Source organism: Solibacillus sp. FSL R7-0668 (assembly GCF_038006205.1).
Classification (GTDB): Bacteria; Bacillota; Bacilli; order Bacillales_A; family Planococcaceae; genus Solibacillus.
In genome coordinates this window covers 1,225,895-1,241,290 of the sequence record NZ_JBBOUU010000001.1, presented here as the reverse complement: position 1 = coordinate 1,241,290, position 15,396 = coordinate 1,225,895, and the positions used below count along the sequence as shown (strand labels likewise).

The 15,396-nt window shown below is 39.1% G+C and carries 22 protein-coding genes; 12 read left to right on the top strand and 10 right to left on the bottom strand.

Features of this window, described 5'->3' with window-relative positions; translation table 11 throughout:
* Positions 1–268 precede the first annotated feature (268 nt).
* On the top strand, positions 269–610 hold the full coding sequence (locus tag MKX47_RS05835) for a general stress protein (protein WP_340772135.1): 342 nt from the start codon (positions 269–271) through the stop codon (positions 608–610).
* A gap of 66 nt (positions 611–676) precedes the next feature.
* Here the strand turns inward: MKX47_RS05835 and fur are convergent, their stop codons facing one another.
* The 3 genes from fur to MKX47_RS05820 all read right to left on the bottom strand — a co-directional run bounded on the left by fur (position 677) and on the right by MKX47_RS05820 (position 2,318).
* On the bottom strand, positions 677–1,144 hold the full coding sequence (gene fur / locus MKX47_RS05830; protein ID WP_340772134.1) for a ferric iron uptake transcriptional regulator: 468 nt from the start codon (positions 1,142–1,144) through the stop codon (positions 677–679).
* A gap of 65 nt (positions 1,145–1,209) precedes the next feature.
* Positions 1,210–1,719: a hypothetical protein gene (locus MKX47_RS05825; protein WP_340772132.1), complete on the bottom strand. Its 510-nt coding sequence runs from the start codon at positions 1,717–1,719 to the stop codon at positions 1,210–1,212.
* Between the two features lie 59 nt (positions 1,720–1,778).
* Positions 1,779–2,318 carry an NUDIX hydrolase gene (locus MKX47_RS05820; RefSeq protein WP_340772131.1) on the bottom strand — a complete coding sequence of 180 codons (540 nt, stop codon included), beginning with the start codon at positions 2,316–2,318 and terminating at the stop codon, positions 1,779–1,781.
* A gap of 87 nt (positions 2,319–2,405) precedes the next feature.
* Here MKX47_RS05820 and MKX47_RS05815 point away from each other — a divergent pair, with 87 nt between their 5' ends.
* Positions 2,406–3,296, top strand: coding sequence for an aldo/keto reductase (locus MKX47_RS05815; RefSeq protein ID WP_340772130.1), 891 nt, complete (start codon positions 2,406–2,408; stop codon positions 3,294–3,296).
* A complete protein-coding gene (locus tag MKX47_RS05810) occupies positions 3,293–3,769 on the top strand; it encodes a VanZ family protein (protein WP_340772128.1) in 477 nt (158 codons plus the stop codon). The genes MKX47_RS05815 and MKX47_RS05810 overlap by 4 nt, the downstream gene beginning before the upstream one ends.
* A gap of 161 nt (positions 3,770–3,930) precedes the next feature.
* On the opposite strand, the gene MKX47_RS05805 is transcribed toward MKX47_RS05810, so the two are convergent.
* Together MKX47_RS05805 and MKX47_RS05800 are read right to left on the bottom strand one after the other, a co-directional pair.
* Positions 3,931–4,185 carry a YqkE family protein gene (locus MKX47_RS05805; RefSeq protein WP_340772127.1) on the bottom strand — a complete coding sequence of 85 codons (255 nt, stop codon included), beginning with the start codon at positions 4,183–4,185 and terminating at the stop codon, positions 3,931–3,933.
* A 21-nt stretch (positions 4,186–4,206) separates the two neighbouring features.
* On the bottom strand, positions 4,207–5,388 hold the full coding sequence (locus MKX47_RS05800; RefSeq protein WP_340772125.1) for an acetyl-CoA C-acetyltransferase: 1,182 nt from the start codon (positions 5,386–5,388) through the stop codon (positions 4,207–4,209).
* Positions 5,389–5,561: 173 nt separating this feature from the next.
* Between MKX47_RS05800 and MKX47_RS05795 the strand changes: the two genes are divergently transcribed.
* Positions 5,562–6,515, top strand: a complete 954-nt coding sequence (locus MKX47_RS05795) for an alpha/beta hydrolase (RefSeq protein ID WP_340772123.1) — start codon at positions 5,562–5,564, stop codon at positions 6,513–6,515.
* Positions 6,516–6,561: 46 nt separating this feature from the next.
* Here the strand turns inward: MKX47_RS05795 and MKX47_RS05790 are convergent, their stop codons facing one another.
* Both MKX47_RS05790 and MKX47_RS05785 read right to left on the bottom strand, forming a co-directional pair.
* Positions 6,562–7,035, bottom strand: a complete 474-nt coding sequence (locus MKX47_RS05790; protein WP_340772122.1) for an S-ribosylhomocysteine lyase — start codon at positions 7,033–7,035, stop codon at positions 6,562–6,564.
* A gap of 138 nt (positions 7,036–7,173) precedes the next feature.
* On the bottom strand, positions 7,174–7,392 hold the full coding sequence (locus MKX47_RS05785; RefSeq protein ID WP_340772120.1) for a YneF family protein: 219 nt from the start codon (positions 7,390–7,392) through the stop codon (positions 7,174–7,176).
* A 215-nt stretch (positions 7,393–7,607) separates the two neighbouring features.
* Here MKX47_RS05785 and MKX47_RS05780 point away from each other — a divergent pair, with 215 nt between their 5' ends.
* The 6 genes from MKX47_RS05780 (at position 7,608) to MKX47_RS05755 (ending at position 11,351) form a co-directional block, all read left to right on the top strand.
* Positions 7,608–7,955: a lmo0954 family membrane protein gene (locus tag MKX47_RS05780; protein WP_340772119.1), complete on the top strand. Its 348-nt coding sequence runs from the start codon at positions 7,608–7,610 to the stop codon at positions 7,953–7,955.
* A 17-nt stretch (positions 7,956–7,972) separates the two neighbouring features.
* Positions 7,973–8,599, top strand: coding sequence for a PspA/IM30 family protein (locus MKX47_RS05775; RefSeq protein ID WP_340772118.1), 627 nt, complete (start codon positions 7,973–7,975; stop codon positions 8,597–8,599).
* Positions 8,600–8,709: 110 nt separating this feature from the next.
* The gene (liaF, locus tag MKX47_RS05770; protein WP_340772117.1) at positions 8,710–9,384 is read left to right on the top strand and encodes a cell wall-active antibiotics response protein LiaF; all 675 of its coding nucleotides are present in this window, start codon (positions 8,710–8,712) and stop codon (positions 9,382–9,384) included.
* Positions 9,381–10,406, top strand: a complete 1,026-nt coding sequence (locus tag MKX47_RS05765) for a sensor histidine kinase (protein WP_340772116.1) — start codon at positions 9,381–9,383, stop codon at positions 10,404–10,406. Before liaF ends, MKX47_RS05765 begins: the two co-directional genes overlap by 4 nt.
* Positions 10,399–11,028, top strand: a complete 630-nt coding sequence (locus MKX47_RS05760; protein ID WP_340772115.1) for a response regulator transcription factor — start codon at positions 10,399–10,401, stop codon at positions 11,026–11,028. The genes MKX47_RS05765 and MKX47_RS05760 overlap by 8 nt, the downstream gene beginning before the upstream one ends.
* Before the next feature lie 11 nt (positions 11,029–11,039).
* Positions 11,040–11,351, top strand: a complete 312-nt coding sequence (locus MKX47_RS05755) for an acyl-CoA dehydrogenase (RefSeq protein WP_340772114.1) — start codon at positions 11,040–11,042, stop codon at positions 11,349–11,351.
* Positions 11,352–11,398: 47 nt separating this feature from the next.
* On the opposite strand, the gene MKX47_RS05750 is transcribed toward MKX47_RS05755, so the two are convergent.
* Both MKX47_RS05750 and MKX47_RS05745 read right to left on the bottom strand, forming a co-directional pair.
* Positions 11,399–11,839 (bottom strand): iron ABC transporter substrate-binding protein, encoded by a 441-nt coding sequence (locus MKX47_RS05750; protein WP_340772113.1) that lies wholly within the window; start codon positions 11,837–11,839, stop codon positions 11,399–11,401.
* Positions 11,840–11,852: 13 nt separating this feature from the next.
* Entirely contained in the window at positions 11,853–12,542 is a 690-nt protein-coding gene (locus MKX47_RS05745; RefSeq protein ID WP_340772111.1) for an O-linked GlcNAc transferase, read from the bottom strand.
* A gap of 261 nt (positions 12,543–12,803) precedes the next feature.
* Between MKX47_RS05745 and MKX47_RS05740 the strand changes: the two genes are divergently transcribed.
* Entirely contained in the window at positions 12,804–13,418 is a 615-nt protein-coding gene (locus MKX47_RS05740; protein WP_340772110.1) for a hypothetical protein, read from the top strand.
* Between the two features lie 49 nt (positions 13,419–13,467).
* Here MKX47_RS05740 and MKX47_RS05735 read toward each other — a convergent pair whose 3' ends face one another.
* Positions 13,468–13,791 carry a heme oxygenase gene (locus MKX47_RS05735; RefSeq protein WP_340772109.1) on the bottom strand — a complete coding sequence of 108 codons (324 nt, stop codon included), beginning with the start codon at positions 13,789–13,791 and terminating at the stop codon, positions 13,468–13,470.
* 111 nt (positions 13,792–13,902) lie between these two features.
* On the opposite strand from MKX47_RS05735, the gene MKX47_RS05730 reads away from it, so the two are divergent.
* Positions 13,903–15,348, top strand: a complete 1,446-nt coding sequence (locus MKX47_RS05730; protein ID WP_340772108.1) for a bifunctional metallophosphatase/5'-nucleotidase — start codon at positions 13,903–13,905, stop codon at positions 15,346–15,348.
* Positions 15,349–15,396: the final 48 nt, after the last annotated feature.

The following is a 15,396-nucleotide window of genomic DNA, read 5'->3' as shown; positions in this document are numbered from 1 at the left end:
TGTTCTAATCCACTTCTTATAATGATCATTTTCGAATACAGTTTTGGAATTGAAATCTATTATAATATTGGGATTATTCTGCTACGCTACGGGGGGTGCTTTTCCGGGGACGTGGCTTTAACGCCGGAATAAGGTAGCCCACTAAAGCTAAAGAAAAGCGGATTAGGAAAATCAACTCCAGAACTCGGTGGTGAATCTACTATGTTTAATACTAGATTATTCTGGGAACAGTTATTACGTATTACTAAAAAAAGGAGTGGTTTTAGAAATGGCAACAATGAAAGCAGTAGAAAATGGTGTTCAAGCAAAAAACGTTATTGAAGGATTTATTTCCGAGGGCTATCATCGTGATCATATCCACGTTTTTGCGAATAGTAATAAGCGCGCAGATGATATTGCGGACTTCTTTAATGTAGATGCTGGAGCAACAGCTGAAATATCGGGTAAAGAAAGCGGCTTCTTAGCAACAATTAAAAACTTCTTCCAAACAACTCCCGATGATTTTGAAAACAATTTAGCAGATCTTGGCCTAACAAGTACAGAAATGGACCTAGCTAAAAAAGAGTTAGATACGGGTAAATTAGTAATTATCGCCCACCACCCAATGTAATAAAAATCTTCGTATTTTCATATAAAAAGAGCAGCGAATTCGCTGCTCTTTTTTGTTGATTAGAGATTAGTCATTGTTGTCTCCAGAGTTGTCACTATTATCGTGACAACGCCAACAAATACCATGGAAGGTTAGGCGGTGATCTTTAATGATAAAGTTCCAGCGTTTTTCCACGATTGCTTCTACATCTTCTAATAAATCTTCTTGAATTTCATCTACTGCGCCACATTCGATACAAACTAAATGGTGGTGGAAATGCTTTGCGCCTTCCTGACGTAAATCATAACGAGATACACCGTCACCGAAGTTAATTTTATCGACAACTTTCAGCTCTGTTAGAAGCTCTAACGTACGATATACTGTTGCTAAACCAATTTCAGGTGCTTTTTCCTTTACTAATAAGTAAACATCCTCAGCACTTAAATGGTCTTCCTCATGCTCAAGTAATACCGCTACCGTTGCTTCTCGCTGTGGCGTCAGCTTATAGCTCGCACTATGCAGTTGCTTTTTAATTCGATCAATCCGGCTCTCCATATGTGACGCCCTCCTAAACTCATTCCATTATACCAAATGACTAAATCTTATTACAAGACAATGATTTATTTAAATAAGTAAGTTATTGTGAAATTTTCTAAAGTCCCTATTAAAACAAAAATAATTAATAAAATTAGCACTCTTTTAAATGGGATTGTCCGTTTAAGAGTCCTACTTGCTTGTTGGCGCTTCATTACCTCATAAAGCATGATGAGTAAAATTCCATACAATAGCTGAAATGGGAACCACCAATAGGCGTACAGCTTGACAGAATCATGCTGTACGAGTAAATAAACAGAGCTAAGTCCTAAAAATGTCATTTTTATCGCAATAAAAATGAGAGCTATTTTTGCTAAATATTGATGTGTTGAAAAAAATAGTACAATACTAATGCTCAGCAGGAAAGGAACTACATTCCAAAAAAATGTAGGCTTCTCTGATGATAATAAACGTTGATCAAAAAATGTAATTACTTGCTTGATTTGAGCCATTTCAAATAGTTGATAACACAATACACCACATATAAAACATATGACAATCATCGATGTGTATTGAATGGTTAAATAATTTCGCACACAGACCGCCCCCTTGTCCATACAACTTATGCTGTTGGACAGACGGTATGCATTATTTTTTATTGATGTAATTTCATCCAAAGAATGGCATAGGCCGTTTTGGCGTCATAAATGCGTTCATCTGCGACCATTGCCTCAGCCTCTTCAAGCGTTACTTCCATGAGCTCCACAAATTCATCCTCATCAAGTGCTGCAGCGACCTCTAGCTTTTTCAAATTTTTTGCCAAATAAATATGAATTACTTCGTCTGCAAAACCAGGAGATGTAGCGAAGGCTTGGACAAATGTTAAATCATCCGTTGTATAGCCTGTTTCTTCTTCCAACTCACGACGAGCTGTTACAATTGGTTCCTCGCCTTTTTCAAGCTTACCTGCTGGAATTTCGATAATCGAACGCTCTATTGCTTTTCGATATTGTTCTACGAGCAGTAGTTTATGATCATCCGTAATGGCAATGACTGCAACTGCCCCTGGGTGGTTAATAATTTCTCGCTTGGATGTAGCACCGTTTGGCAATGTCACATCATCTACCTTTAAGGAAATCACTTTCCCGTCAAATATAGGGGTAGTTTGGATTGTACGCTCTTCAAATTTCTTCATCATTCCGCCTCCACTTGTTCTACAACTTGGTTTCATTGTACCATTAGAAGATGAAATACTAAATAAAGAAGCAATGGAGGTCTTCCAATGAACTATCGTACTTTAGGAAAGAGCACAATCAATATTTCAGAAATCAGTCTAGGCTGTATGTCGCTTCCTCCTATCGCTGAAGAAGCCAAGCAGGTTATTGATTTAGCCATTGATGCGGGAATCACTTATTTTGATACCGCCGATTTATATGACCGTGGCGAGAATGAAAAGGTTGTCGGGGAAGCATTGAAAGCGCATCGAAGCAATATTATTTTAGCTACAAAAGTGGGGAATCGCTGGGAAGATGGAAAAGATGGCTGGGGCTGGGATACGTCTGCAAGCTATATAAACAATGCTGTGCGTCAGAGCTTGCGTCGCTTACAAACCGATTATATTGACGTCTATCAGCTACATGGTGGTACACTGGATGATCATTGGGACGAAATTATCGATACATTTGAAGGGCTGAAAAAAGAGGGGCTCATTCGTGAATACGGAATTTCATCCATTCGCCCTAACGTTTTCGTACCGTTTTTACAAAATAGCGCGGCTGTGAGCAATATGATGCAATTTAATATTCTTGATGAGCGTGCAGCGGAGTTTTTCGAAGCCATTGAACAAAGTGGGGCTTCTGTCGTGACGCGTGGCTCTGTTGCAAAAGGACTCCTAACAAACGAATGGCGCCAACGCTTAAAATCATTTATGAGCTATGATGAAGCACAGGCAAAAACCCTTTTAGAAAAAATCGAAACCCTTTACGGCGATGTCCATGCAGCAGCTCTTGCGTTTAACTTGCAACATCGTGCCGTTAGTTCCACCGTCATTGGTGCACGTACAAAGCAGCAATTACAGCAAAATTTAGCAGCCTATGAAAAAGCTCAAGCAATCGACAATATCCATCAATTAGCTTCGTTTACGCGTCAGGACCGCTATACCGATCACCGATGAAAAAATCGATTTTTTTCGTAGTATTGGGGATGATTGTTGTCGTCATCATGTCAAATATGCGTTACGAACAGCAATCACTGATTCCCCTCCTGCAAGACGTTTTACAGGATAAACCGTTCGAACAATGGCTTAGTCAGTTCCAGTTTCATTATTGGGGTGGCATTGTTTCGGTTGAAACGAAAGGTTATTTTAAATTTGTTGAATTTTTGATTCGTAAAGGGACGCATTTCTTTGGTTACGGGCTTTTAGCGCTCATTTTATATAGCTTTTACAAACGACTAAAATGGCGATTTCCTATTGTACTTAGTTTCTTAAGTGTTGTAGTTATCGCAAGTTTAGATGAATATCGCCAAAGCATGATTCCTGGACGAATGGGTATGGTCGGTGATGTTATAATAGATGCGAGTGGTGCATTGACATGCTTAGTTATCGCAAAACTCATTGTTGTTAGTTATCATTATGTAAAAAGGTAGTGCTGAAAAAAATCAGCACTACCTTTTTTCACTCAATTACACCTCTGCATAATTGCGTCCAGATTTTTTGAGTTTTGTCGAAAAACTCCTCTAAAAATCTGTGACATCCACTAAGGACTTTAACTTGCTTGAGCTGGGGGTTGAACCTCTAATGAAGCAAGTTAAAACTTCGAGCCTTGGTCACCGTATTGGTTTAATAATTCTTCAAAGCTCATATTTTTTTCGCGTTGCTTTTTCTCGAACTTTTCTTTTGCAATACGCTCTTCTTCTTTAGCTTGCTCATCGGCAACCATTTCCTGCTTTGCTGCTTTTAATTTTGCTAATACATCGCCACCTAATTGATCGGCTAATGTTGCAGCTTTTTCCTTTGGTAACTCAAATTCTGAAGTTTGACGTTGTTGTTTCTTTTTTGCCATTGTACTCACCTTTTTCATTTGTTAGCGCTGTACGATTGTGGCTACCCCTTGTCCACCACCAATGCAAAGTGTTGCTAGACCATAGTTTGCATCTTGCTTTTGCATTTCGTGTAAAAGTGTCACTAATATTCGTGCACCACTTGCACCAATTGGATGACCTAACGCAATCGCACCGCCATTTATATTTAGTTTATCATGATTGAACACTAATTCGCGATCCACAGCAATTGATTGTGCGGCAAATGCTTCATTCGCTTCAATTATATCCATTTTATCTAGTGTTACATCTGCTTTTGCTAACGCCTTTTTGACAGCTTGAACCGGACCAATCCCCATAATCGCCGGATCAACCCCTGCACTTGCATTGGCAATAATTGTTGCCATTGGTTTGATGCCAAGCTCAGCTGCACGCTCTTTTGACATCACAACAACTGCTGCCGCGCCGTCATTAATGCCAGATGCGTTCCCTGCCGTTACCGAACCATCCTTTTTAAAGGCCGGACGTAAACCACTTAATTTTTCTGCTGTTGTGCCAGCTTTCACGTACTCATCTTGTGCAAATACAATCGGCTCGCCTTTACGCTGTGGTATTTCAACGGGAACGATTTCCTGTGCAAACTTGCCATCTGCAATTGCCTGTGCTGCTCGTTGCTGTGAGCGTGCTGCAAATGCATCTTGTTCTTCGCGCGTAATATGATATTGATCGCATAAATTTTCAGCAGTAATGCCCATATGATAATCATTGAATGCGCACCATAATCCATCTTTAATCATTGTATCAATTATTTTTTGATCGCCCATTCGGAAGCCTTCTCGGGCATTTTGCATAACATAGGGTGCCTGGCTCATATTTTCAAAGCCACCTGCAACAATGATTTCTGCATCTCCTGCTAAAATAGCTTGTGTTGCTAAATGGACTGCTTTTAAACCCGAGCCACATACTTTATTAATCGTCATGGCAGGTACGTTAAATGGAAGTCCTGCTTGCATACTCGCCTGTCGCGCTGGATTTTGACCTGTGCCTGCTGCTAGTACATTTCCCATAATGACTTCATCTACTAATGCTGCATCTAAATTAATTCGTTGTAAAGCTTCTTTAATGACAATACTACCTAATGTTGGTGCGGCAATATCTTTTAATGTTCCTTGAAATGCACCAATTGCGGTACGTACTGCACTTACGATAACTACTTCTTGTGTCATAAATCCATTCCCCTTTCCTACTCCATCCCATAGCAAACAATGTTGCCTCATTAAAATTTTATCAAACTTCTTCCATTTTTAACACCTTAGTTTGCTTATACTATTTGGTACATTTCAGTTGATTTCTGTTCGGTGTTCATTGAATAATAAAATTATCAAGGGAGTGACTTCATATGAAAAAACGCACATTATTTTTATCCGGAAGTATTGTAACAACATTGCTCGCTGCTGCGACAACTGTAACAGGTGTCCTTATGACAAATCGCCTTATGTATATTAAGAAAAAGGATGATGCCTTCATTTTAGAGCGTGAAATTTCATCCAAGCGTTTTGACGAGGCATGGTATCAGGGATGTCCAAAAGAATTACTAGCCATCGAGTCACCAAATGGCTATATGATTAAAGGCATTTTTTTGAAACCGCTAGAAACAAAAAATACCGTCATCATTTGTCATGGTGTTACAGAAAATAAAATCAATTCGATGCGCTATGCCCGTATGTTCGAACGTCTTGGCTTTAACGCAGTCGTGTATGACCATCGTCGCCATGGCGAATCAGAAGGGAAAACGACTAGCTACGGGCATTACGAAAAATTTGATTTACAGGCCGTTTTTAATAAAGTCCGCGAAGAAATGGGACACGATGCTATTATAGGCATTCACGGCGAATCGATGGGCGCTGCGACTACATTGTTATATGCGGGCACAATTGCGGACGATGCGGATTTTTATATTTCGGATTGTGCCTTTTCAAACTTCCCCGCTTTATTAAAAGAGATATTTGAAAATACAGTACCGATTGATGCTAAATATTCCATTTCCTTTGCAGACTTTTTCATGCGGATTCGGGATGGCTACTCCGTCAAAGAAGTCATGCCAATCGATGCCGTCGAACATATCGAAAAGCCTGTCCTATTTATCCACAGCACACCGGATGATTTCATTCCTTCTCGAATGGCCGAGGAATTATACGAAGCGAAGTCGGAGCCGAAAAGACTCAAATTATTTGATCAAGGGGCACATGCAAAGTCCTTTAATGACAATCCTGGTGATTATGAGCAAGTAGTGGCAAAGTTTTTACATGACTTCGTGCCTGCCTACCGCAACGATACACAGACTTTATTATAAAAGAAAAGCTGAACGCTACGATTTTATAACCGTAACGTTCAGCTTTTTAGTTTTCATTAAAAACAATATGCCATTCCGCGCGTTTGTCTAAAAATTCCTGCGCTAACGCCTGCGCACCTTCTAAACTATGGCTTGCTGCCCATCCGCATTGAACTTCATTACATGCAGGTACAGCAGTTGCCGCTAAAACATCTTGTGCTGTTTTTTCTAAAATTGTCAAAATTCCTTCATAATCATCATAGTTAATGAACGAAACATAAAAGCCTGTTTGACAGCCCATTGGTGATAGGTCTACTACTGCGTCGCTATGATTGCGAATACGGTCAGCCATTAAGTGCTCTAATGAGTGAAGCGCTGGCATTTCCATATGTTCTTTATTTGGTTGCTTAAAGCGGATATCGTATTTTGTTACAACATCCCCTTTTGCGCCTTGTTTTGTACCCGCAAGACGTACATACGGTGCTACAACTTTCGTATGGTCTAAATCGAAGCTTTCCACATTTGTTTTTTCTGTCGTCATGACTAAAACCTCCAAAATTATACTGCTTTTAGCTTAGACTAGTTTCCAGACGGAATCAATAGAATATTCTGATTGTTTTTCTTTCAAAAAAAAATACCCGCAGTGCCTTTATTAGCACTACGGGTAGCTGTTATTTCATTATTTATCTTGGAACTTGTTCATTTGTGCCATCATTTGACGTACTTGCTTTTCAGATGGTTTGCGTCCCATTTGTGCCATCATTACACGAATCATTTGTTCGTTAATAGGTGGGTTCTCTTTTAAATACTTCATCATATATTGTCGAGCTGCGTAGAAACCGATTGCAACACCCGCGATTAAAGCCACAATAATACCTAAAATCCATGCCCATGTCATAACTTGTCCAACCTCCTCCGTTACCTATGTACCGAGAAAAACTCTCCATGATGGATTATACACTAAAAAGAATGGTCTTTCTATATATTTCATTGAACAATTTAGGCTTACGACACCTCAGCCTCTAGACCTAGATGAAAATACAATTACAGGTCGTTATGAAAATTTCGCAGAGACGGTACGATTAAGACATCAAATACAAGGAGGAATACATCATGAAGAAATTTTTCTTATATTCAGCAGGCTTTGTCGCTGCAATGGTGGCACTTGTCTTACTTGCACCAGTTGCTGGTTTACTCGTATCAGGCTTACTACTTGCCGCTGGATTACATTATTACACGGAAAGCACAAGTACATTTGGTAAAGTGATGAGCTTAGTGATCGCACTTGCAGGGTTAATCAGTGCCTTATCCAATATCCCCGGCTTTATCGGCTTAGTGGCTATCGGGATTTTATTCTACATCTACAAATCACGTAAGCAGGAACAGAGAGAAATCTTCACTAAAAAAGAAGACGACCCATTTACAAACTTCGAACGTGAATGGGCAAATTTAAACAAATAAAAAGGAGCGAAAGCACAATGAAAAACTTACTTACAAAATTCAAATACTCAATTCAAGCGGATTTACACGAATTATTCGATAAAAAGGTCGAAAAAAATCCAATCAAAATGCTAAACCAATACATTCGTGAAGCGGAAAAACAAACCGAAGAAACAGGTAAATTATTAGCACGTCAAGGTCAACTGAAAAAAGAGCTAGAAGGTCAGCTTGCACAAACAGTAGAGATGCTCGAAAAACGCGAAGCCCAATTAACGCTTGCACAAAATACAGATGAAGCGGAATTAATTGCCTTTGCACAAGATGAAGTGACGGCCTATACAACACGCAAGCAAGCATTATTAACAAGCATTGATGCAGCTAATCATGAATACTTCGCACTTGAGCGTAAATTTGAAACAATGAAGCATAAAATTAAAGATATGAAAGTGCGTCAACTACAGCTAATGGGCAAAGAAAATGTCGTTCGTGCTAACTATCAAATGGACAAGGTACTCACAACGAATAATGTCGATCAATTCGATGAGCTATCCAACTATATTGATGACTTATCACAAAGCATTGAGCATAAATATGAAGTAACAACATTTGAAGCGCGTTTAGCCCAATTAGAAAAAGAGCAAAAGTTAATCGAGCAAGCAAAATAATGGTATACTAGAGTAAGTATACCAGCGATTCAACCAAACTCAGAATTACTATATTAAAGGAGAAAGCCTCAATGCGCTTTCTCCATTTTGTACGTTTTAGGAGGGACATCATGCAGAAGATTACAACCGATCACCTTTCCATCATCATGATTTGTTTTGCCCTTGTCGTGTTAATCGAATTGACATTATTCAATAATGGTTCCGTTTTTTTATTAATTATTGGTGCAGCCTTTTTATATTTTAGCTTTAAAAAGAAAAAGCAATACTTACTATGGGCTGGACTTTTCTTTTTATTTTTAGCCATCATTAACATCTGGACACTGCGCTTACTAATCATTGGGACGCTTCTATTTTTACTGTATCAATATGTAACAAAAAAAGAGCATATCATCGAAATCAAAAATCATTTAACGCTCGATACACAGCAAAATCAATTAATCGGTTCGACGAGCTCCCCTACTGAAAGCTATTCGTGGCAAGACCTGCATATCCAGCGTTTTATTGGCGATATCACGATTGATGCAACTGAAACCATTTTACCATCCGGAAAATCGCTCATCGTTATCCAGCAGTCACTTGGTAAAGTTCGTATCATAGTACCATATGAAGTAACCGTTCAATTGAATTATTCCACGCTTTATGGCCAAGCGACATGCTTCAACTACACGCCAAAGCAATGTGTAAATGAGCAAATTCAAATTGAAGATGGTTCACAGGATGCCAAACGGGTACTGGTCATTTATGTGACGACTTGGATTGGCGATGTGGAGGTGCAACGCGCATGATGACCTTTTTATTACGATTCGTTATTCTATTATTTCTTTTTGGTTCCTTTACATTTAATATATTAGCATTCTTATATGGCCAGCCACGCGAGGAAACGTGGCGCTTTTTAATCGATAATCGTGAATTTGATATGCCACTTGCAGCATTAATGGTAATCGTCGCGGCATGCTTTAGCTTCATCATTACCCTTTGGATGACCATTGCTGTCAAGCTAAAGGAAAATCAAACGACTCGCCTTGTCAAAAAGGTAACGGAAACGGATTTCCCGAAAAAAATGAAGCATACAAGTAGCTCGCTGAAAAAGGCACTGCTCGTTACAAACGAACTGATTGAAACACAGCGTTCTTCCTTACAGCGCCTATCTAGCGAAAAAGTGGAAACAAACGATGCCATTGTTCAGGAACGCTTACTTGCCGAGCGCCAGCGTTTAGCACGCGAATTGCATGATTCAGTGTCGCAGCAGCTTTTTGCAGCATCCATGCTTTTGTCTGCCTTAACAGAGCAGGAAGAAAACGAGCATTCACAAAAACAGTTGGCACAAGTCGAAAGAGTCGTACAGCAAGCACAGCTAGAAATGCGCGCCCTGCTGTTACATTTACGCCCTGTCGCCTTACACAATAAAAGCTTGGCAGAGGGATTAGAGGATTTAATTGTCGAGCTCCAAGAAAAGGTGTACTTTAATATAGAATATCAAATAGAAGAAATTACACTGGGGAAAGTCGAGGAAGACCATCTCTTCCGCATCGCTCAAGAAGCCTTATCGAACACACTTCGTCATGCAAAGGCAAGTGAAGTCGAACTATTATTTATCGCGCGTGACGGGTTAGCCATTTTACGAATTCAAGATAATGGTCTTGGCTTTGATAAAGATGGGGATAAAACCTCCTCTTACGGCTTACGTAATATCGCAGAGCGCGCAGTCGAAATTGGCTGTACGTATAAAATCGTATCTGTACCAAACGAAGGGACAATTGTTGAAGTAAAAGTCCCATTTAAGAAGGGGGAACAACTAGATGATTAAAGTCGTCATTGCTGATGACCACGAAATGGTACGCATAGGGGTTGCAGCTTACCTTTCTGCGCAGCCTGATATTGAAGTCGTTGGCGAGGCAGCGAATGGTCAAGAGGCGATCGAAAAAACGCTTGCATTAAAGCCTGACCTTGTCTTAATGGACAATGTGATGCCCATTAAAAACGGGGCACAGGCTACGGCCGAAATTATCGCTAGCTGGCCGCAAGCAAAGGTGATGATGGTGACAAGCTTTATCGATGATGATAAGCTCTACCCTGCGTTAGAAGCTGGCGCGGTCAGCTATATTTTAAAAACAAGCAACGCTAAGCAAATTGCCGAGGCGATTCGTAAAACGATTAACGGCGAAACGGTATTAGAGCCAGAAGCAACGACGAAAGTGATGGCCCGGATGCGCGGAGTAGCCCCAGCGTTGCATGACCATTTAACAGAGCGTGAAATGGAAGTGCTACAATGCATGGCACGCGGCTTGGCGAATCAAGAAATTGCCGAGGAATTATTCATCGCCTTAAAGACGGTCAAAACCCATGTTAGTAATATTTTAAGCAAATTAGAAGTTCAGGACCGCACCCAAGCAGTTGTTTATGCATTCCAAAATGGACTTGTCAAATAAGGAGAAACGAAATGAACTACACCTATGAAAACTTTGCCAAGGACGGCATATTAACACTACTCGACCCATTATTCACTTTAATGCTCATCTTCAGTGCCTTATTTGTGATTATCGTACTACGCTTTGATTTCAATCCAAAAATCATGCTGTTTATCGGTACCTTTATTATCCTACTAAGTGCACAGCTATACTTTATTTCAGCAATATTAGTTGATGAATTGGGCTTAAGTAGCTCAGAAAAAGACTTTTATATGGTCATTGCCACTGTGGTCATTCAAGTTGCATGTATCGTCATCGCATTTGTTAAATCAAAGAAGAAATAACGAAAAGCTCACAAAACGAATGATTCGTTCTGTGAGCTTTAGTTACTTTATTTTTGCTCGGCAATTAGTGCAAATAACGGGTGCTTAATCGCCAATAGCTGTTCATGTGCAGCCGATTGTTGCTCTTTTGTTGTGGCGTCATAAAAGGCTTGCAATGCTTTGTCTGATTCGATATAGAAATCATATAAGCTCTTATCATCCTTTTCCAGATTGCCAAAAATATCAATAAATAAGCTTAGCTGATATTGGAAGTCTCGTTCCGCCATTGTTAACACATACTTGTTTTCATCCACCTGTACTTCATCATTTATAATATACATTTGAAAGTCAACTAGCGCGATATAAGCCTTCTCGATTTCCGCTAAATATTGCCCTTCCTTTTCGTTGCGTTTATTTTGATCCATCATTTGAATGAAAATAACTAAAAATAAAATAATCGTTAAATAAATCGAAATACCCTTCCACGACAAAAACTTTTTGCTCTTCATGCTGTGCCCCCGGTTAATTAAATAAATATTCCTTTAAATTCTCCAACGTAGAGTCGATTCCGTTTCGTAATGAGGTTTGGTCTTCTCGACAAACTTCAATCGCTTTTTCAATCGCGATTAGCGCATTCTCTAAAAATGGCTCTGCCTGCAAGTCTTTGTATAACTGTGTTAATACAAGCGCCTTATTCCAATACCAGCGCGCATTTTGTGGATCCAACTCAATGGCACGTTCAATGTATGGTAATGTATCAAATGGCGACCAATTGAAGCGATTCATCGTTTGCCCTGCAAAACCGTAGTATAACGCCTTATTTGGATTATGCTTTACTGCCTGCATAAAGCAATGAATGCTTTCATCGTAATGATGAGCCATTAAAAATAATTGGGCCTGTACGAAAAATGACTCCGCTTTTCGCATATCATCTGCTGTACGCGCATCGTTTTCAAGCGCTTTAATGGCTTGTGCAAATTGGGCTTCATCCTGAATAGTACGTATTTGCTCAACCTCATCTAATTCTTCATAGCGTTCATCCGCACGTTCTACACTTTGTTCAAGCTGTGCGGTCGGCTGAGGGAATTTTGCGTACTCATATTTCTCGAATATAGCTAAATAGGACTTTTTGTTTTCATCTGTCGAATCCTGTTGTGCCATTTGATAGCTTTTTAAAAATTGGCCATCATAAAAGTATTGCTCCATGTTCATCAGTCGTCTCCTACCTTTTACCTTATAATTTCAAATTTATTTATGTGAGTATTTTAGGAATAATCAATTTGCAACCTCATACTATATTAGGATTTCTATTATTCATTCGAACTAAATATAGCTTTTTAGATGAAAATATATCCAATTTCGGCGATAATAAAAGCAATCGTAAGACTTACTCATTCGTTTTACGGATCTTCCATAGTACGTTTAGACAATAGATCATCACTGCACCGAATTTTAAAAGAGGTGAGAAAATCTATGTATAATCAAATTACACTTGAGCAAAGTCTATTTTTCATTAATGAGCAGTATGTATCAGATTTCAAGCAATTAGCCAAAAAAATGAATCCGTTGTTGACCATATCAATTGATGATTCTAGTTATTATAATACGGAAGATATGTGGGTTTCTGCATTTAATCTGTGGGTGCTATTACATCGCGAGGAAGAAAATATTATGGAGTCTTTCGACAAAATCCTCTATTATTCTTCCAACCATATTATGATTAAGGCTTTGAAAAATGATTATTATTTTAACTATTTCCGCGCTCATCCAGACACTACATTAGAACATCTCTATATTCTATCTATATTATTAACAAAACAAATAAACAATTGGTATGTAAAAATATTAAAAATCGCGAACCAACGTCCCTTAATTAAACGCAATCGACAACGTCCGTATTATTTCATGCATTTAAAAACCAAAGAGCAATTACAGCCCTTTATGAAGGATCAATCCATTCTGGTGAAAATTTTGATTCAGCATTTAAATGGGTCCAATGAATTTGAACGCCTCGTCAAAAAATGCTGTGATGAAGCAAATTTCTTCTATCAAGACTATATTAAAAATCAATCCTATCAAACCTTATAAAAGGAGCCTGTCGTTTTTAGTTCGACAGGCTTTTTTAATAGATTGCTTGTTATTTTGAAATGGATGCCGCCACTTCAGCAATAACAATTTCAGAACCTAACATCGGTGAGTCCCCCTGTGCACCAGGTCCACCCTCTGGACGCTTATGAGATTCCTTAAAGGCATCACTTTCACGCCAAACAGCAAAGTTCTCTTTCGAATCCCAATACATCACAACGCTCATTTCATCGTACTCTTCAAATTGAGTTGCAATTAATACTTCAACTTTTTCGAATCCCTTAAACTGTTGTAATGGCCCTGGCTGTGCAAATTTTGGTGCCATCATTTTAGCAAATCCTTTTTTTACTTTAATGCGATTGGTTACTGTAATCATGAACATCACTCCTCCAATTTTTCTCTTCTTATTTATTTAATCATTTTCACCACTATTGCGCAATAATTCACGCTATAATAGCAACAACGAAGTATAAAGGAAGTAATGTACATGAAATTTTCAATTATCGCAACAAGTGATATACACGGACATACCGAACGCTTTTCACAGCTTGCCTCAATGATTAAAGACCGACAGCCCGCGCTTTTAATCGATAATGGCGATTTTTTGCAAGGCAGTCATTTAAGCTATTTTTATGAAAATATCCAACAATGTGAGCACCCTCAAATCAGCATGGCCAATGCCCTACAATATGATGTAGCGGTTTTTGGAAATCATGAATTCAATTATCCCCTTCCTGCTATTGAGGCGATGCGCAATGCCTGTAATTTCCCCTGGATCGCCGCTAATATAGAAGCGTTCGCAAAAGATTATATAGTGAAAGACATGGATGGTTTTCGCGTGGCGGTCATCGGTGTCGTGACGCATTTTACACCATTTTGGGATGAAGGCACAGCAACAAAATCCTTACAATTTGAGCAAGCCTTTGACGCTGCACAAAGAACTGTCAAGTATGTTCGCGCACACGAGCAGGTAGATTTCGTGATTTTATGCTATCATGGGGGTTTTGAACGAGATTTGAAGACCGGTCATCTAATCGATTTACAGGAAGGTGAGAATGAAGCCTATCGCATGCTTCATGAAATTGACGGGATTGATTTATTCATTACCGGTCATCAGCATTTAGAAATTGCGACCAAAATAAACGGGGTTTCTGTCGTTCAGCCCGGGGCCAATGCAAACTGTTTTGCACAAATTGACGTGATAATCGACGGCGACAACATAACTCATGAACCAATGTTAGTCTATGTAGATGAAGCATTACCATCTTTTTCTGATAGTGCATTTAATCGTTGGAAAAATGAAATCATCAGTGAAAGTGCATGCGATTTACAATACAGCGATTTTTTCACGCCTCGTCTTATGCAATCCAATTATGTGCAACTTCTACATGACATGCAAAGGCATTATACAAAGGCTCAGCTCTCCGTTATCGAGCTTCCCTATCATCAAAACGGTGGATTTCCAAAACAAATTACCCGAAAAGATGTCCTACATAATTTACCGCGCCAAAATCAACTTGTAAAAATTGAAATGACGGGAGCTGAAATTCGTCAAGCACTGGAGCTAAGTGCTAGTGTATTCGCCATTAATACACAAAACGAAATCGATTTTAGCATGAACGTCCATTACCCACAGCCACAACCTTTTATTTATGATCTTTGGGGCGGATTGGATTATGATATTTGTTTAAGTCACCCTGTTGGACAACGCGTTGACAGCTGTATCTATAACGGACAGGAAATACAGGACCATGACATTTTTAGCGTTGTCATCAATAGCTACCGCGCGACCGGTGCACATAATTATGCGATGTTTCATAAAACGCCACTTTACAAAACGAGCAAATTTGTTCCGGAATTGATGATGACCTATATCCAAACGAATCGTCCTCTACAAATTCAAATCAAAAATCATTTTCGCATGAGGAAATGATTTTTCTTTTATTATAAAATTTCATTTTTTCTGAAACTTTACCCACTT

Bases quoted from the DNA above. Each gene is read 5' to 3' on its own strand.
- MKX47_RS05780 (WP_340772119.1), top strand. From the start codon at position 7,608: ATGAAGAAATTTTTCTTATATTCAGCAGGCTTTGTCGCTGCAATGGTG.
- MKX47_RS05740 (WP_340772110.1), top strand. From the start codon at position 12,804: ATGTATAATCAAATTACACTTGAGCAAAGTCTATTTTTCATTAATGAG.
- MKX47_RS05775 (WP_340772118.1), top strand. From the start codon at position 7,973: ATGAAAAACTTACTTACAAAATTCAAATACTCAATTCAAGCGGATTTA.
- MKX47_RS05765 (WP_340772116.1), top strand. From the start codon at position 9,381: ATGATGACCTTTTTATTACGATTCGTTATTCTATTATTTCTTTTTGGT.
- MKX47_RS05820 (WP_340772131.1), bottom strand. From the start codon at position 2,318: ATGAAGAAATTTGAAGAGCGTACAATCCAAACTACCCCTATATTTGAC.
- MKX47_RS05800 (WP_340772125.1), bottom strand. From the start codon at position 5,388: ATGACACAAGAAGTAGTTATCGTAAGTGCAGTACGTACCGCAATTGGT.
- MKX47_RS05835 (WP_340772135.1), top strand. From the start codon at position 269: ATGGCAACAATGAAAGCAGTAGAAAATGGTGTTCAAGCAAAAAACGTT.
- MKX47_RS05735 (WP_340772109.1), bottom strand. From the start codon at position 13,791: ATGATTACAGTAACCAATCGCATTAAAGTAAAAAAAGGATTTGCTAAA.
- liaF (WP_340772117.1), top strand. From the start codon at position 8,710: ATGCAGAAGATTACAACCGATCACCTTTCCATCATCATGATTTGTTTT.
- MKX47_RS05785 (WP_340772120.1), bottom strand. From the start codon at position 7,392: ATGACATGGGCATGGATTTTAGGTATTATTGTGGCTTTAATCGCGGGT.
- MKX47_RS05760 (WP_340772115.1), top strand. From the start codon at position 10,399: ATGATTAAAGTCGTCATTGCTGATGACCACGAAATGGTACGCATAGGG.
- MKX47_RS05790 (WP_340772122.1), bottom strand. From the start codon at position 7,035: ATGACGACAGAAAAAACAAATGTGGAAAGCTTCGATTTAGACCATACG.
- MKX47_RS05730 (WP_340772108.1), top strand. From the start codon at position 13,903: ATGAAATTTTCAATTATCGCAACAAGTGATATACACGGACATACCGAA.
- MKX47_RS05750 (WP_340772113.1), bottom strand. From the start codon at position 11,839: ATGAAGAGCAAAAAGTTTTTGTCGTGGAAGGGTATTTCGATTTATTTA.
- fur (WP_340772134.1), bottom strand. From the start codon at position 1,144: ATGGAGAGCCGGATTGATCGAATTAAAAAGCAACTGCATAGTGCGAGC.
- MKX47_RS05810 (WP_340772128.1), top strand. From the start codon at position 3,293: ATGAAAAAATCGATTTTTTTCGTAGTATTGGGGATGATTGTTGTCGTC.
- MKX47_RS05755 (WP_340772114.1), top strand. From the start codon at position 11,040: ATGAACTACACCTATGAAAACTTTGCCAAGGACGGCATATTAACACTA.
- MKX47_RS05795 (WP_340772123.1), top strand. From the start codon at position 5,562: ATGAAAAAACGCACATTATTTTTATCCGGAAGTATTGTAACAACATTG.
- MKX47_RS05805 (WP_340772127.1), bottom strand. From the start codon at position 4,185: ATGGCAAAAAAGAAACAACAACGTCAAACTTCAGAATTTGAGTTACCA.
- MKX47_RS05745 (WP_340772111.1), bottom strand. From the start codon at position 12,542: ATGAACATGGAGCAATACTTTTATGATGGCCAATTTTTAAAAAGCTAT.
- MKX47_RS05815 (WP_340772130.1), top strand. From the start codon at position 2,406: ATGAACTATCGTACTTTAGGAAAGAGCACAATCAATATTTCAGAAATC.